At 32.9% G+C, this 14,915-nt stretch carries 17 protein-coding genes and 1 tRNA gene; 14 read left to right on the top strand and 4 right to left on the bottom strand.

Annotated elements, in window-relative coordinates:
- The first annotated feature begins 92 nt into the window (after positions 1-92).
- The 11 genes from V0410_RS11265 (at position 93) to V0410_RS11215 (ending at position 7,265) form a co-directional block, all read left to right on the top strand.
- Positions 93-458, top strand: coding sequence for a hypothetical protein (locus V0410_RS11265; protein WP_330747608.1), 366 nt, complete (start codon positions 93-95; stop codon positions 456-458).
- Complete coding sequence (locus tag V0410_RS11260) at positions 442-882, top strand: hypothetical protein (RefSeq protein WP_330747606.1); 441 nt, start codon at positions 442-444, stop codon at positions 880-882. The genes V0410_RS11265 and V0410_RS11260 overlap by 17 nt, the downstream gene beginning before the upstream one ends.
- 90 nt (positions 883-972) lie before the next feature.
- Positions 973-1,755, top strand: a complete 783-nt coding sequence (locus V0410_RS11255) for a hypothetical protein (RefSeq protein WP_330747604.1) — start codon at positions 973-975, stop codon at positions 1,753-1,755.
- 110 nt (positions 1,756-1,865) lie between these two features.
- The gene (locus tag V0410_RS11250) at positions 1,866-2,144 is read left to right on the top strand and encodes a helix-turn-helix transcriptional regulator (RefSeq protein ID WP_241280090.1); all 279 of its coding nucleotides are present in this window, start codon (positions 1,866-1,868) and stop codon (positions 2,142-2,144) included.
- Between the two features lie 10 nt (positions 2,145-2,154).
- On the top strand, positions 2,155-2,592 hold the full coding sequence (locus V0410_RS11245; RefSeq protein WP_330747601.1) for a hypothetical protein: 438 nt from the start codon (positions 2,155-2,157) through the stop codon (positions 2,590-2,592).
- Positions 2,593-2,662: 70 nt separating this feature from the next.
- The gene (locus V0410_RS11240; protein WP_330747599.1) at positions 2,663-3,607 is read left to right on the top strand and encodes a hypothetical protein; all 945 of its coding nucleotides are present in this window, start codon (positions 2,663-2,665) and stop codon (positions 3,605-3,607) included.
- 109 nt (positions 3,608-3,716) lie between these two features.
- Complete coding sequence (locus V0410_RS11235; RefSeq protein WP_330747597.1) at positions 3,717-4,070, top strand: hypothetical protein; 354 nt, start codon at positions 3,717-3,719, stop codon at positions 4,068-4,070.
- Between the two features lie 261 nt (positions 4,071-4,331).
- Positions 4,332-4,919 (top strand): hypothetical protein, encoded by a 588-nt coding sequence (locus tag V0410_RS11230; RefSeq protein ID WP_330747596.1) that lies wholly within the window; start codon positions 4,332-4,334, stop codon positions 4,917-4,919.
- A 167-nt stretch (positions 4,920-5,086) separates the two neighbouring features.
- Complete coding sequence (locus V0410_RS11225; RefSeq protein ID WP_193544236.1) at positions 5,087-5,737, top strand: hypothetical protein; 651 nt, start codon at positions 5,087-5,089, stop codon at positions 5,735-5,737.
- 48 nt (positions 5,738-5,785) lie between these two features.
- Positions 5,786-6,835 (top strand): helix-turn-helix domain-containing protein, encoded by a 1,050-nt coding sequence (locus tag V0410_RS11220; protein WP_330747592.1) that lies wholly within the window; start codon positions 5,786-5,788, stop codon positions 6,833-6,835.
- Positions 6,836-7,022: 187 nt separating this feature from the next.
- Positions 7,023-7,265: a hypothetical protein gene (locus V0410_RS11215; RefSeq protein ID WP_330747590.1), complete on the top strand. Its 243-nt coding sequence runs from the start codon at positions 7,023-7,025 to the stop codon at positions 7,263-7,265.
- Positions 7,266-7,334: 69 nt separating this feature from the next.
- Here the strand turns inward: V0410_RS11215 and V0410_RS11210 are convergent.
- Positions 7,335-7,405: transfer RNA gene (locus V0410_RS11210), tRNA-Gln, on the bottom strand.
- 363 nt (positions 7,406-7,768) lie between these two features.
- On the opposite strand from V0410_RS11210, the gene der reads away from it, so the two are divergent.
- Positions 7,769-9,079 (top strand): ribosome biogenesis GTPase Der, encoded by a 1,311-nt coding sequence (gene der / locus V0410_RS11205; RefSeq protein ID WP_110008006.1) that lies wholly within the window; start codon positions 7,769-7,771, stop codon positions 9,077-9,079.
- 162 nt (positions 9,080-9,241) lie between these two features.
- The gene (gene upp, locus V0410_RS11200; RefSeq protein WP_062676151.1) at positions 9,242-9,892 is read left to right on the top strand and encodes a uracil phosphoribosyltransferase; all 651 of its coding nucleotides are present in this window, start codon (positions 9,242-9,244) and stop codon (positions 9,890-9,892) included.
- Here upp and V0410_RS11195 read toward each other — a convergent pair whose 3' ends face one another.
- The 3 genes from V0410_RS11195 to V0410_RS11185 form a co-directional block, all read right to left on the bottom strand.
- Complete coding sequence (locus V0410_RS11195; RefSeq protein WP_330747587.1) at positions 9,893-10,579, bottom strand: alpha/beta fold hydrolase; 687 nt, start codon at positions 10,577-10,579, stop codon at positions 9,893-9,895. It lies immediately after the preceding gene.
- 180 nt (positions 10,580-10,759) lie between these two features.
- Positions 10,760-11,413: a ComF family protein gene (locus V0410_RS11190; RefSeq protein ID WP_330747585.1), complete on the bottom strand. Its 654-nt coding sequence runs from the start codon at positions 11,411-11,413 to the stop codon at positions 10,760-10,762.
- Positions 11,414-11,719: 306 nt separating this feature from the next.
- A complete protein-coding gene (locus tag V0410_RS11185; protein WP_330747583.1) occupies positions 11,720-13,201 on the bottom strand; it encodes a helix-turn-helix domain-containing protein in 1,482 nt (493 codons plus the stop codon).
- 126 nt (positions 13,202-13,327) lie between these two features.
- Between V0410_RS11185 and aceB the strand changes: the two genes are divergently transcribed.
- Entirely contained in the window at positions 13,328-14,902 is a 1,575-nt protein-coding gene (aceB, locus tag V0410_RS11180; protein WP_330747582.1) for a malate synthase A, read from the top strand.
- Positions 14,903-14,915: the final 13 nt, after the last annotated feature.

Here is a 14,915-nt window from a genome sequence, read left to right as displayed (position 1 = left end):
TAATTTTTTTTTAATACGACATTATTTGACGTATCTATATCTCAGCTTAGCTAAAGCTTAGAAAATATAAATTCAATCAAAACACGTAGTAAATGATTATAAAAAAATATGAAGGAGATTTGGAAGACTTGGAGCTAGATCTGTTTATAAATTCTGTCTTTGCCCATGAGTCTGATTTAATAGTAGCTCTTGAGCAAGCAATAAATGCCGGATGTAAGGGTTTTAGAAAAATTTTAGAAGCAGATGTCCCTACTAGTGAAGATTTCATTTTAGAGTTTGAGTCGGATATACAGCTTATTATAGAAAAGAGATTTTCCATAACAACTGAGGCTAAAGAAATATTTTGTAATTTCCAATATGCTATTGATGAGTCTTTTGATAAAATATACTTTCCAAGTCACTGTATATTGAATGTTTTTTCAAAATATCTTATTAGTACAAATGTTTTTAGAGTTTGATCATGAGAATTCTATTTTTGATTTTTTTTATTATTTGTATTATTCAGATAAAAAGGTTAATAAAGATAAAGCCTGGGATCTTATGGTTGAATTTATTATGAACTTGTACTATTATATGGTCTACCAGGATTATGTAAGACTGGTAAAGTTTTTTAACCGTGATTTTTTAGTATCACCCAATGACAACAATATTCCAATAAGAATTGCTCTTTTAAACTCTTTGAATCTAATAGGTGAATTAAATAATTCTATTCCAAACAAGGAGAATATATACCGTATTTTTCACGCTATAGTCGGAGGAAATGAAGATAATGTTAAAAAGTATTGTCTTTCATTAATCGGTCAAAGTAGTACTTCTCAAAAGCAAATTACTAAAAAGCACTTAGAATTTGCACAAAGATATATCAATGAAAAGAAGTTGTGAATAACATACTATTAATTAGTTGATTTATATGTAAGGCTTTGTTATTTCAATTGTTTTTAAATAGATTTATCTAACACAAAAACTAATACAATGGAAGATGTAAATAGATTACAAGAATTAGAAGAAGATTTATTTCTATGGAATGTTTTAGCGTATGAGTCAATTCTCATCCGAAACTTAGAAATGGCGATGAATATAATTTTTAGAAATTTTAATGAAGCTTTTCTAATTGAGGGGCCTATAGTTGAGGAAGAGTTGCAAATTATTGAAGATGAAATGAAAGAGGATTTATTTGAGAAATTTTCTCTTACAGAAAATTTAAAAAAGATATTTTCAACATTTGAATATGCTCTTAATGAAAAAAATAACAGGATTTATTTTGAGACAGACAATATTCTCACAATATTTGCTGAATACTTAAGAGACTTGAAGTCTGAACTTGAATTTGATATAAAAGATCCTCTTTTTGATCTTATGTTTTACCTTTATTTTTCTGATTCTGTTGAATGCAAAAATGAATCTATCCAGATCTTATCAAATTTCTGTCAAAAGCTATATGGATTTATACTTTATAATGATTTTATTAGTATTATTCGATTTTCGAATCGTGATTTTGTAGTATCTCCTAGCGATAATCATATCCCTATCAGAATTGCGATGTTAAATTCTTTAAATTTAATTAATGAATTAAATAATACCGTCCCAAATAAGGAAAATATCTATCGTATTGTCCATGCAATAGTTGGTGGAAATGAAGATAATGTAAAGAAGTATTGCCTTTCTTTAATAGGCCAGAATAGCACATCCCAGAAGCAGATAACTAAAAAGCACTTAGAATTTGCACAAAGATACATTAATGAAAAGAAACTGTAATTTAAATTAAAATGGACCCCAACTATACCCCATCCATACCCCTGATTAATAAAATACGGTAAGTATAATTTCAACCTTTGTATTGTGAAACAAATAAAACCCACAATACAATGGAATCTATAAATTTTATCGGGGTAGAACCCGAGATCCTCATCAACGAAATTGTAAGTAAGGTTAAAGAATCCTTACTTACAGATCTGGAAAAAACCTTCAGAGAAAATGAACCGAAACGATACCTTTCCGCAGAAGACATCTGCGAACGTTTTGGTGTGACCAAACCCACGATTCATGAATGGCGGAAACGTGGAATACTCAAATCCTATAAACTTGGTGCAAGAGTTTATTACAGGCTGGACGAGATAGAAAATGCAATGATTGTTAACGATTAAATTTTCTATCATGTCATTTGCTAGTAACAATCAAGAATATACAAGCATTATCTACCAGTTAGATAAAGTTAAAAAGACCTTTCGACAGTATAAAAGACAAGGGCTACAACAATCTGTTAAAGAGAATCTTTTCCCTGAACTGATCCGTATCGAAAAAAACAACGGTTATAATACCTTTAGTGGATTCAATAATCTTTTACGGCTTCGTGATACCTCCAACTGGTCTGTATGTACAAAATTAGGATTAAAACCGACAGGAATTAGTAGTTTCTATTATACAGATGTATTTGTAGGAAATAAAAGAAGTTTATGTATTGTCTGGTATCCGAAGGATTGCCAGTTAACTGAACTCAGTATTTTTCCAAAATTTTATCCGTGTGAGAAATCTGAATTAGCAGAGAGAATAAAAGAACTCGCTCAAAGTATAGCCCATAAAAAAGGAAAATAAAGCTTATATCCCTTTTGTTATTCAAACTTTGACAAATGTCTAACTTATTGTCTTTACAAAGATAAGAATTATGCCGATTGACTTTGTAAAAATTCAGTATATGGATAAAGATTATGAGCTTCCCACCGACAAGACCGATTTTATTATTTCTGTAAACAATGAAACCGGAGAAACCGACAATAAGAAAGAGGGGGAATATTTCGGAATGAAGATTATCAAATATGCTTCCGGTCGGGTAATGGTAAAGGGAAGTATTCACAAATTTTTTAATCGTACAGACTTTAACGGAAATGATTTTGATATGATCAATTTTTCCTCAGCATTACAAGACCTTGAAACTGAACTTGGATTGAAACCTGAATATTGCAGGCTGGAAAATATTGAAATTGGGACTAATATCCAATTACCATTTGATCCTAACGTGATATTACAAAATTTACTTTTTCACCGATCAGTAGAATTTAATAAAACTATTTCAGGTTCTTTTTATTATCAGTCTGCCAAAACAGAATACATTATTAAGATTTATAATAAAACTGCACAGTATAAGAAAAGATTGAAAAGGATAGCCCAAAAACCCAATATAAAAAATGAACAGGATCAGGAAGAAATAAGTTTTCTGAAAGAAACAATAGAAAAGCAACTTAAGACCAATACCTTACGATTTGAAATCAAATTTTTGAAAATGAATATACTAAACGATTTGGGACTTATGCATTTACCCGATATTGCAAAGCCTGAAATCATTGAGTCTCTTAACAGCCTCTTATTAAAAGAGTTTCAGGAAGTTTATTTCTACGATTACACTATGGATGAAACTAAGATGAGAGGAACGGAAATTACTAAGCTCAAGGATTACAGGAATCCTAATTATTGGATTAACCTCAACAAAAAGGATAAATACTACCACAAAAGCAGATTTGAAAAAATGACATTGAAATATTCTCAGAATTTGAAAGGTAAAGTTTCGGAATTAATCAAACAAAAGATAGAAAGATTGACAGCAAAAGTTTAGACTTTTTTACCAACAATTTTAATTAAGCTAAAAAACGAATGTTTGGACTTTTTTACCATTCAGATATAGAGTAAAAAAGTCTAAATTCAGTACTTTAAATATTAAGACTATGAGAAAGAAAATTATAGCAGAAAAAAAGTTCAAAAATGCCAATATGAAAAATTATGATTTGTCAAAAAATATGCAGCAAAATATAATAGAAAATAAAGAACGCGATAAAAAGATAAAACAGAATTTACAAGAACTGGAAAGTGAAACCTTTGAACCGGGTTTTGATATTTCAATCTTAGATGTTGAAATAGATATACCTGAACTTGTTGTAACAAAATTAGATATAGAAATACCTGGAATAGATATGGATTTCCCTGAAATTGAAATGCCAGAAATGGATATAGATATACCAAGTTTAGTGGAAAACGCAGATTTTGAATTGCCTGACATTGATGTATTTATCGAAGAGTAAAGGAGATTTGCAAAGAATATAAGTTGCTTTTAACAAGTGTAATTTTTGACATATTTTTAATAGTCTGTAAGTACTATGAATAAAGGGTTTCGCATGAAAACGTTCTGAAATACGTGGAAAGTTCCTTAATAATTTAGGTTATTAATTTAAACAAAACGACTTAGAAGTTTTAGGATGGCTTATTAAAATTTGATAAAGCAAGTGCTGGGGTAAATAGCTAGACAAATATATCCAGAATACTAACAATTAAAAATAGAAATTATGGGACGTTGGAGTAATTTTCCTGATGAAGTAGAGGGATTGAAGTGTATTACTATTGCAGACTTAAAAAAACTGGGATATTTAGAGCCTAATATCTCTATGAGTAGAAACCTTTTTTGGACTGATAAGAACGGAGAAAGAACGAGTTCAATTACAGTTATTATAGATACTACTGAGATAAAAGGGAGTATCACCTTTGACTATACATACAATCAGTCTCAAAAGATCAATTATACTGTGCAGCTTATTACAAGACCTTCAAACCTGGGAAACGGATTGTTATGGTTTTTTGTATGTCCTAGTACATTTAAGGTATGTAGAAAGTTGCATTTAAATAGCGGCTATTTTCTTCACAGGACAGCTTTTAAAGATGTGTATTATGAAAAGCAGTTACAATCTAAAAAGTGGAGGAGTTGGGAAAAGACATTTGGTTCTTATCTGGATGATAGATTGTATGAGCAGTTGTACAAAAAGCATTTTAAGAAGTTTTATAATGGGAAACCTACTAAGAAATATCTTCAGATAATGAAAAAAATAAAAACAAGAGAGGATATAGGTTTTCAGGATGTTGAAAAATTCTTAATATAACTATGTTCTTTCAATTGAATTACAATATTTTTAAAAAATTATATACAATAAATTGATGTAATTATATAGTATTGTTTTTTTTTTGTATCTTTGTCTAAATAAAAAATCTCTGTTGGAGCAGAGATTTTTAAGTTTATCAAAGTGTTGCAACAATTATAAATTAATTTATGCAAAGAAATTTAGAAAATTTAGGTGACAAAGATAATAATTTGTCAAGAAGAATGCAAGGAAAAAGAAAACTTGCAGTGGAATCGACATGTAAAGTTGAGTTAAAAAAAGAACTACAACTATTATTTAATACCTTCTATGATGCTTTAGATAAGGCAAATGCTGTATTAATGTCATTTGACCCTTCTCACAGATCCAGAACTCTTGAAGCTAATATAATGCAAAGTAGTATTGCAGAAGCTTTATCTGGAAACTTTGGAGATAAGGCTTTTTATGGAAAGTATAAAAGACTGATATTAAGAACTACGGGATATTTAATTCTATTTAAGAAATTAAATGGAAAGGGATTACCCATGAACATTCAAACAGATAGTGTACAATCAATTTTAAATCAAAGTCAAGTCTTAGATCTATTTGCGGAATCAGATTATGAAGATGAACCAATCTTATATTTTGGGTATCAGAAGAATAGATTTGGTGAATTTGTGAATCCACAGTTGGTCTATATTGATAACGGTGAAATAAATTTTACCATAACTGAAAAAGATATGGAAGTACTAATTCCTATATCTACTGGTAAAAATGAGAGTCAGGATAATGAAGTTGCTCCTAAATTAAAAGGAGACAAAAACGTTAGAAAGGCTAATTAATAATAAAAGCAACACTTTGATAACTTTTTAAGCAATTATTATATAGCTATGAATCACAAACAATTGACATTCGCACGCGAGTATAGAGGATATTCACAAACTGAATTAGCTAACTCAATTAAAGGACTTTCTCAATCTAATCTTTCAAAATTTGAAAAAGGATTTGGTGTTTTGTCAGAAGATATTAAAAAAAAAATTATATCATTTTTAGATTTCCCAGAGGAATTTTTTTATAAGAGAATTAATAGCAATATTGAAAATGCCAATTACAGGAAAAAAGCTACAGTTAACAAATCAAAAATTCAAAAATTTGAAAATAAATGTAAGATCATTGGTTATTTAATAGATGAATTTTCAGAATCACTGGAGTGGCCTGAATTTACTTTATCACCATTAAATGTAGAAGATGATTTTTCCGTTGAATATATTGCAAACTATACAAGAAAGTTACTAAAGTTAGAAAAAGATGAACCTGTTAAAAATATAATTTCGATTTTGGAAAGATCAGGAATTATTATTTATGAGATTAATGATGATGAGAGTTTTGATGGTGTCTCTTTTATTACTGACAAAGGTTATCCTATTATTATTATCAATAAAAATTTTTCAAATGATAGGAAACGTTTTACAATTGCTCATGAATTAGGGCATCTTTTAATGCATAATGAAAATTATTTTCCAATATCGTCATTTAGGGATAAAGAAAAAGAAGCAAATTTATTTGCTGGAGAATTCCTTATGCCCAAAGAGGTAATAAAGAACTCACTTAGAAGATTAAAGTTAAGTGATTTAGGAATACTGAAAAGCTACTGGTTGACATCAATGTCATCTATTGTAAGAAGAGCAAGAGATCTAAATTGTATAGATGATAAGAAATATAAATATTTTTCAATTGAAATGAGTAGAAACGGATATAGGAAAAAAGAGCCAATTGAAGTTTTTATAGATAAAGCAACATGTTTTAAAAATGCAGTTAGTATTTTTAAAAATGATTTATCTTATTCTTCGGATGACTTTGTTAAGTTTACACTTTTGTCCAAAGATATACTTGATGATATTTTTGAAACAGATAAAATAGTTAAGTTAAAAATCATCTAATTAAGATAAAAGTCTACGATTATAATCGTTAATTTCCCCAAGATTTCTTGGGGTTTTATTTTTTAATATAAGATTCCAAAAATGATGTTATTATAACTGTGTTAAATATAAAATGGATAATCCATTATTGATTTGAAAGATTTTATCGGTGTTGATAATTTAATACTATATTTGGAAAAACGAGAATATGGAAAAGACAGATTTTGATTTCATACATTTTATAGCTAATAAGGGATTTAACAGAGTAAGTGATAAAGCCTTTATTTATAAAATTTCAGATGAAGAAGAGGTTAGGTTATATATTGACCAATATATTATTCCTGCTGCATTAGATTTAAGATTTAGAAAAGAGATTCCAAAGAATGAAAATCAAGCAGAAAAAGAATTTAAAACAATTGAAGAAATTTTTGAAATTATATTTGAAAAATAAACTTATTGACTGTATATTGACTAGATAATAAAAAACCACTTGAAAATCAAGTGGTTAAATTGTAGATTGTAGACCCACAGGGATTCGAACCCCAGATGACTGAACCAAAATCAGTAGTGTTACCGCTACACCATGGGTCTGTTTCTATGCCGCGAAATTATAGAAATTATTTTAAATATGAAAATCTAAATTAAAGATTAATTAACATAATTAGTAAGAAGACAGCTTTATGTATTGATATCCAAAGAATTATTTTTCATTAAAATTTTTTAAAAAGATCTTCTTCTACCCATAAACAGTAGATTTGTGGATATATTGTTAGATTGAAAGAGTAGGGCTTACATTAATTTGTCCGATGGATAATAACATCCAGCCTCCTTCTCCCAGCTTCAATCTGTTAAATAATAAAACCTTATCTTTGCAAAAAAATTGGGCTCCAAAAGTTGGAGTAACCCATTAATAACATATCCTGAGCAAAGCAAAAGGATTATTAAACATTTTTTATGTCAAATATTGTCGCAATCGTTGGACGTCCCAACGTAGGAAAATCCACGCTTTTTAATCGTTTATTAGAAAGAAGGGAAGCTATTGTAGATTCTACAGCTGGTGTTACCAGAGACCGTCACTACGGAAAATCAGACTGGAACGGAGTAGACTTTACGGTAATTGATACCGGAGGTTATGATGTAGGTACAGATGATATCTTCGAAGAAGAAATCCGTAAGCAGGTACAATTAGCGGTGGATGAAGCCACTTCTATTATCTTTATGATGAACGTAGAAGAAGGGCTTACTGACACAGATCATGAAATTTACAGACTTCTCAGAAGATCCAACAAACCTATTTATATTGTTATCAATAAAGTAGATTCTTCCAAGGAAGAACTTCCTGCAACAGAATTCTATCAGTTAGGAATTGATAAATATTACACACTTTCCTCTGCTACAGGTTCAGGAACCGGGGATTTGTTAGATGATATCGTTAAAGATTTCCCTACTACAGAATATAAAGATCCATTTGAAGGATTGCCTAAAATTACGATTGCAGGCCGTCCAAACGTAGGAAAGTCCACGATGACTAATGCTTTATTGGATGTTGAAAGAAATATTGTAACCGATATCGCAGGAACTACGAGAGACAGTATCCAGACTTTATATAACAAATTCGGACACGAATTTGTGTTGGTAGATACTGCAGGGATGAGAAGAAAGTCTAAGGTAAACGAAGACCTTGAATTCTACTCTGTAATGAGATCGATCCGTTCTATCGAATATTCTGACGTCGTGATCATCATGGTGGATGCTACACAGGGATGGGAATCTCAGGATATGAATATCTTCGGACTGGCTCAGAAAAACAGAAAAGGAATCGTAATCCTAGTGAATAAGTGGGATTTGATCGAGGACAAGCAGACCAATACGATGCGTGATTTTGAAAAATCAATCAAAGATAAAATTGGTCAGTTTCAGGATATTCCAATCTTATTTGTTTCAGCTTTAACGAAACAAAGAATTCTGAAGGCTGTAGAAGTAGCTATGCAGGTTTATGAAGACCGTAAGAAGAAAATTAAAACTTCAAAACTGAATGAAGTAATGCTTCCGATCTTCGAAAATACACCACCGCCGGCATTGAAAGGAAAATATATCAAAATCAAATATTGTGTTCAGCTTCCTACACCGTCACCACAGTTTGTGTTTTTCTGTAACCTTCCACAGTATGTGAAAGAACCGTATAAGAGATTTACTGAAAATCAGCTGAGAAAAGAATTCGGATTTACCGGAGTTCCGATTGAAGTGTATTTCAGACAAAAATAATAGAACAAATGTTCATCGGAAAACTCCGGCAAGCGAAGCTTGCCGGAGTTTTTTATATCACCCAACCAGACTTTCTCTTCCAGCCCGATCTTTCAATTCGTTTTTTAGTTGTAATTTTGCGGCAATTAATATCAATTAACTGAAATTAAAAATAAAATTTTCATGCTTACTATTTTATCGCAACACTTTTCTCTTGTCAACGAATGGATTAACGAACTTAGAAACGTTACGATCCAGCATGACCGAATGAGATTCAGAAGGAATATGGAAAGAATCGGGGAGATTGCCGCTTTTGAAATCAGTAAAGGACTGGAGTACAGAGAAGTTGAAATTCAAACTCCTTTAGATACAATAAAAAGCAGGGAAATAGCTGTGCAGCCGGTTATTACAACCATTTTAAGAGCAGGTGTTCCGTTGTTCGAAGGAATCCTGAACTATTTAGACAGAGCAGACTGCGGTTTTGTGGCAGCTTACAGAAAACATGATGCCAACGATTATTTCTCAATCAAGCAGGATTATCTTACCTGCCCAAGTATTGAAGGCAGACCACTTATTGTAGCTGATCCTATGCTTGCAACTGGTGCTTCTCTTATTGAAGCCATCAAAGATTTGCTGACCAACGGAAATCCAACCCAGCTTCATATTGTTGCAGCCATTGCATCGAAACAGGGAGTAGAAACTGTTCAGAATGCATATCCTGAAGCTCATATCTGGGTAGGAGCCATTGATGAACACTTAACTTCAAAAGGGTATATCACACCAGGATTGGGAGATGCCGGGGATTTGAGCTACGGAGAAAAACTTCAGCGATAATTAAGAAAGATTCCAGAAATCTTTTATTAAGTTCAATAATAAATCAGGTCGTACTTTATCTATAGGATGCTTTGTATCCGGAAGTACGGCCAGTTTTGCATTTGGAAGGCTTCTGTAAACCCTTGAACTCTCTTCCAGCGTTACCATATTATCTTTATCACCCACCATAATTTGAACGGGAGTGGTAATTGTAGCAAAATTATTTTCCAGAGGAGGATTTTTACCTAAATCAATCATTAAATCAGCAATACCAGGAAGAAGCTGTTTCCACTTTGTTCCGTGTTGTGATTCTAAAAGCTGGGCATACTGCGGAATTTTTTCAAGGATAACATCCGGATTAAGCATCTTACTTTCTTTTAAAGCCTGTTCTTCAGTCCAGTCGAACTTTGTGCCCAGTGTTATAACAGAATTTACATTGTCAGGATTTTCCATTGCGTAGCAAAGTGCGACATAACCACCCATGCTGTGCCCGAAAATAGATACGTCTGTCAGATGGTTCACTTTACAATACTCCGATAATTCCTCGACATACTTTTTAATATTGAGGCCGCCTTCAGGAAGTTCCAGGTCTCCATGTCCTGAAAAAAGAGGAGTATGAACTGTAAAATAGGATGACAGGACATTCAGATAAGGTTTGAAAATGTCGCTGTGACCTAAAGCTCCGTGCAGTAAAATCAGATTGGGCATAGTTGTATAGTTTCCTGAAAATTAGGAAAAAGAATTGAATCGTGAAAATGGATGAGGTGGAAGCGTAAGAGTGTCTGAGAGTTTTCGGGTTTAAAAATATTTTTGATTATTTCTCCGTACAGAAATCCCGAATCCCGAATCCCGCACCCCGCAACTCGCACCTCGCACCCCGTTCCCATATCAAACATCCTCAGCCATCACCAAAACACTTACTTTATTATCTCCGGCATTTAAAATCTCCCACGCGACTGATGAAACCGTATTTCCTGTTGTGAAAACATCATCAATCAAAAGAATATGTTTTCCGGTAACAGGCTTGGTTGTGGAGAATGTATTCACAGTTTCCAGCCTGTGTTTCTTGTCTTTTAAGGCCTGTGCTTTAGAATAATGATTTCGTTTGATTAAATTATGATCAAAAGGAATGTTATAAAATGAAGATAATGTTTCGGTAAACAAATGAAGCTGGTTATATCCCCGTTTCTTCAGTTTCTTTGGATGAAGTGGTACACTTACTAAAAGGTCAGGGAAATTATCTTTGAAATCAAGTCGTTCTGCTGTCCAATCGGCTAAGATTTTTCCTGTTTTTTCCCTGCTTCTATATTTCAGATCGTGAATAATCTGACGGCTTAAACCTTCCTTTTCAAACTGTATTAAAGCGAATGCGTTTTCAACGGGAAAAAATAAACTGCATTTTTCCTTAATCGGATTATTTTCAAAATAATTGTAATGGGTAAAGTGAATCTGGCTGAAACAAAGATCACAAACCAAAAGTTCAGGATCGACGATTCTGTTGCAGTGAATGCAGCGGTTAGGAAACAATATGTCTAATATCATAGTGTGTTTTTACTAAGATATGAAAATAATTGTCAATTTTTGCTTCCCAAAGTCAATAGTGAACTATTATTGTTCGCGAATTTTATGAGCTAATTATTTCATGTAGCAAAAGGAATTTTTTCGTTGTTGAGTGGAACGCCATAGCGCCTGAAAAAGCTATTAAATAGTATAGAAAACTTTGTAAATTCTGCGTTTAGAAAAATTAGTTACCCGTAAATTTCAGCAGCAAATCGATTATTCACAAACCCGAATCCCGCATCCCGAACCTCACATAAAAATTCGTATTGACAATTCACCATTCACTTTTTAAATATCATCAAACGTCTTCCTGATCTTCTCAACAGCATTTTTCATACTCATATTAAAATGTTCCTTTTCCAGTCTTACCGGTGGTGCCTGTCTTACTTCACAGTCAGGAATACTGCAGGATTCGCATGTAACGCCTACATTAATGGTTTTTAAAGATGGAGACTTGATAAAGCCTATCTTTTTTATCGTTTGGGAATTCAGTAAAATGCCCAGGCAATAACTTCTGTTACTTCCATCTGAGAATGGATTTTTTTGTGAAGTAGAAATTACCAGATAACTTATTCCCTGATCTTTATAATGAGAAACCTGAGCATCCGTCAGGGTTTCATTTTCTTTTAAATCACCAAGATTTTTTACCGCAATCCATCTTCTGCAGTAATGCTCGTTCATTGCATTGGCATGAGGAGCCTGCTGGTGATTAAGATGAAGCTCCTTTAAAATCTGGATTTTATCCGAATTTTTCTTTTTTACCAGACATAAATAAAAAAGATCTTTGATTCCCATTTCAGCCGAGAGGATGTTGGTCAGCCGGTAATAAAATGTTTCAGGCGAATGGGTGAAACTGCTGATAAGACTCTCAAAATTTTTAGGTTCCCATGTATTTTGCTGGAAAAATTCTGAGGTCTTTTCAATGACAGGTTCCTTTGAAATGAGCAATGCTCCTGCGAAATAAGAGGCGTAAAAGTTGTTCAGAATTTCTTCAAAACTTCCGAAATCAAGCCACGAATAGGTATTGGGGCGGTTTTTTAATTCCAGTACATTGAAGCCGATTTCTTTAGCCAGAATGAATGTTTTCTGATCCTTTTCCAGTTTTTGATTCAGCAGCAATAGTTTTTTTTCAGGAATGAAAAGAGAGCGGAGATTATCCAGAGTTCCATATTTTTCAAAATCTTCAGACTGAATGGTGTAACTGAATTTTTCTGCAAGAATTGCCTCCAGGATGTCAGACCTTAGATCTTTTCCGGGTTGTAACTGATTTTCCCGGGTAAACAGATCAACCTTTTCTTCAATTTCCGGAAAATAGTTATCATATAATTCCTGAAATGACCTTAAGACGGCAAAATAAAATCTTTCCTTACCAAGATTATAATTCTGAGAAATTTCGATCAGTGCATTAATAAAAGCCGTTACTTTTTTCGGAGCATCGCTGATAATGCTGATGAGGTTGTTTTTATTAATTCCGAATAACTCCAGCGGAACTTCTTTAAAGAAATCAGACTGCAGGATTTCATTGAAAGGGGAAAGGCTTTTATCAAGTTTGGTAGAAACCAGATCATCAAAAGTACAGCTCAGTGCTTCAGAAAGCTGAATGATTTTATCGTGCTTGGGATATTTTTTTCCGTTTTCAATTTCGTTGAGGTAAGATTTTGATAATCCTGTCTTTACAGCAAGATCCTGCAGAGACCAGTTTTTCTTTTGTCTCTGCTGTTTCAGTTTTAGCCCGAAAACTGTTTTGATAAAGTCGCTTTCTGAATTCATTACTCAAATATAAATAATTAGATGCGATTATTCGCATAATAATTTTTAAATAAATTTAGCGAACGTTCGCTATTTGTGAAAATTTTTATTTATGTTTGTAATATCAAATCACAAAATCAATAAGTTATGGAAACAAAGACTCAATTAGAAATAAAGTCACAGAAGCAGTTTGAGGAAATATTTACTCCCGATTTGACAGATTTTCTGATTTCGCTTCATCAGAACTTTAATCATAAAAGACTTGAACTTTTAGAAGAAAGAAAAATTACTCAGCAAAATTTTGATAAAGGAAATCTTCCTGAGTTCTTGAAAGAAACTGCAGACATCCGGAATGGAAATTGGGTATGTGCTCCGCTTCCTGACGATATGCTGGATAGAAGAGTAGAAATTACCGGTCCTGTTGACCGCAAAATGATTATCAATGCCTTGAATTCCGGTGCTTCTACCTTTATGGCCGACTTTGAAGACAGCAGCTCGCCGGTATGGGAAAACTGTATTCAGGGACAGATCAATCTTTCTGATGCCATTAACCGGACTATTGATTTTGTTAACGAAAATGGAAAGGCTTATACCCTTAATGAAAAAACGGCTGTTTTACAGGTTCGTCCACGCGGCCTGCACCTTCCAGAAAAACATATTGAGATCAATGGAGAAAAAGCTTCCGGATCACTGACTGATTTTGGAATATTTTTCTTCAGAAATGCAAAACAGCTTTTGGAAAACGGTAGCGGTCCTTATTTCTATCTTCCAAAACTGGAACATTATAAGGAAGCACGCTGGTGGAATGAAGTTTTTGTTTTTGCGCAAAACTATCTTGGAATTCCGGAGGGAACCATTAAAGCGACTGTTTTAATAGAAACAATTACCGCTTCATTTCAGATTGATGAAATTTTATTTGAATTAAAAGAACATAGTGCCGGACTGAATTGCGGAAGATGGGATTATATTTTCTCTTACATTAAAAAATTCAGAAATCTTCCCGAATTTATCGTTCCGGACAGAGATCAGGTAACTATGACGTCTCCCTTTATGAGTGCTTATTCAAAAAGGGTGATTGAAATCTGCCATAAAAGAAATGTACATGCAATAGGCGGAATGGCCGCTCAAATTCCGGTAAAAGACGATGATGAAGCCAATACTATTGCTTTTGAAAAAGTAAGAAATGATAAAGAAAGGGAAGTGAAAAATGGCCACGACGGAACGTGGGTTGCACATCCGGCATTGGTAGCTGTAGCAAAACAAGTTTTTGACCAGTATATGCCTTCCCAAAATCAGATCGATAAAAAATTTGAATACCATATAACAGAAAGCCAGCTGCTGGAAATTCCCAAAGGAGAAATCACAGAAAAAGGAGTCCGTAAAAATATCAATGTTGGAATTCTTTACCTTGAAAGCTGGCTGATGGGAACCGGTGCTGCTGCCATTTATAATCTGATGGAAGATGCCGCTACTGCTGAGATTTCAAGAACACAAATCTGGCAATGGCTGAAAAATGAAGCGGTTCTGAGTGATGACAGAACGTTAACCCGAAGCATGGTACTGCAATGGGAAAAAGAAGAAATGGATCATATTGAAAAATATGTAGGTGAAACCCGATTCAAAAGCGGAAAATTCAACCTCGCCAAAGAACTTTTCAATGAATTGATTTTCTGCGAAAATTTTGAAGAATTTCTAACCCTTAAAGCTTATCCTTTTATCTAGTTATAGAGTGGGA

Origin of the sequence: Chryseobacterium sp. CP-77, assembly GCF_036362765.1 — a bacterium.
GTDB classification, from domain to species: domain Bacteria; phylum Bacteroidota; class Bacteroidia; order Flavobacteriales; family Weeksellaceae; genus Chryseobacterium; species Chryseobacterium cupriresistens.
The sequence above is the reverse complement of the archived record's forward strand: the minus strand, read 5'-3'. Positions and strand labels throughout refer to the sequence as shown.

What these genes read in the sequence shown, in the direction of transcription:
- V0410_RS11245 (WP_330747601.1), top strand. Translation starts at nt 2,155, where the DNA reads ATGTCATTTGCTAGTAACAATCAAGAATATACAAGCATTATCTACCAG.
- V0410_RS11230 (WP_330747596.1), top strand. Translation starts at nt 4,332, where the DNA reads ATGGGACGTTGGAGTAATTTTCCTGATGAAGTAGAGGGATTGAAGTGT.
- V0410_RS11255 (WP_330747604.1), top strand. Translation starts at nt 973, where the DNA reads ATGGAAGATGTAAATAGATTACAAGAATTAGAAGAAGATTTATTTCTA.
- V0410_RS11240 (WP_330747599.1), top strand. Translation starts at nt 2,663, where the DNA reads ATGCCGATTGACTTTGTAAAAATTCAGTATATGGATAAAGATTATGAG.
- V0410_RS11220 (WP_330747592.1), top strand. Translation starts at nt 5,786, where the DNA reads ATGAATCACAAACAATTGACATTCGCACGCGAGTATAGAGGATATTCA.
- V0410_RS11250 (WP_241280090.1), top strand. Translation starts at nt 1,866, where the DNA reads ATGGAATCTATAAATTTTATCGGGGTAGAACCCGAGATCCTCATCAAC.
- V0410_RS11260 (WP_330747606.1), top strand. Translation starts at nt 442, where the DNA reads ATGTTTTTAGAGTTTGATCATGAGAATTCTATTTTTGATTTTTTTTAT.
- upp (WP_062676151.1), top strand. Translation starts at nt 9,242, where the DNA reads ATGCTTACTATTTTATCGCAACACTTTTCTCTTGTCAACGAATGGATT.
- V0410_RS11235 (WP_330747597.1), top strand. Translation starts at nt 3,717, where the DNA reads ATGAGAAAGAAAATTATAGCAGAAAAAAAGTTCAAAAATGCCAATATG.
- V0410_RS11185 (WP_330747583.1), bottom strand. Translation starts at nt 13,201, where the DNA reads ATGAATTCAGAAAGCGACTTTATCAAAACAGTTTTCGGGCTAAAACTG.
- V0410_RS11225 (WP_193544236.1), top strand. Translation starts at nt 5,087, where the DNA reads ATGCAAAGAAATTTAGAAAATTTAGGTGACAAAGATAATAATTTGTCA.
- V0410_RS11215 (WP_330747590.1), top strand. Translation starts at nt 7,023, where the DNA reads ATGGAAAAGACAGATTTTGATTTCATACATTTTATAGCTAATAAGGGA.
- aceB (WP_330747582.1), top strand. Translation starts at nt 13,328, where the DNA reads ATGGAAACAAAGACTCAATTAGAAATAAAGTCACAGAAGCAGTTTGAG.
- V0410_RS11195 (WP_330747587.1), bottom strand. Translation starts at nt 10,579, where the DNA reads ATGCCCAATCTGATTTTACTGCACGGAGCTTTAGGTCACAGCGACATT.
- V0410_RS11265 (WP_330747608.1), top strand. Translation starts at nt 93, where the DNA reads ATGATTATAAAAAAATATGAAGGAGATTTGGAAGACTTGGAGCTAGAT.
- der (WP_110008006.1), top strand. Translation starts at nt 7,769, where the DNA reads ATGTCAAATATTGTCGCAATCGTTGGACGTCCCAACGTAGGAAAATCC.
- V0410_RS11190 (WP_330747585.1), bottom strand. Translation starts at nt 11,413, where the DNA reads ATGATATTAGACATATTGTTTCCTAACCGCTGCATTCACTGCAACAGA.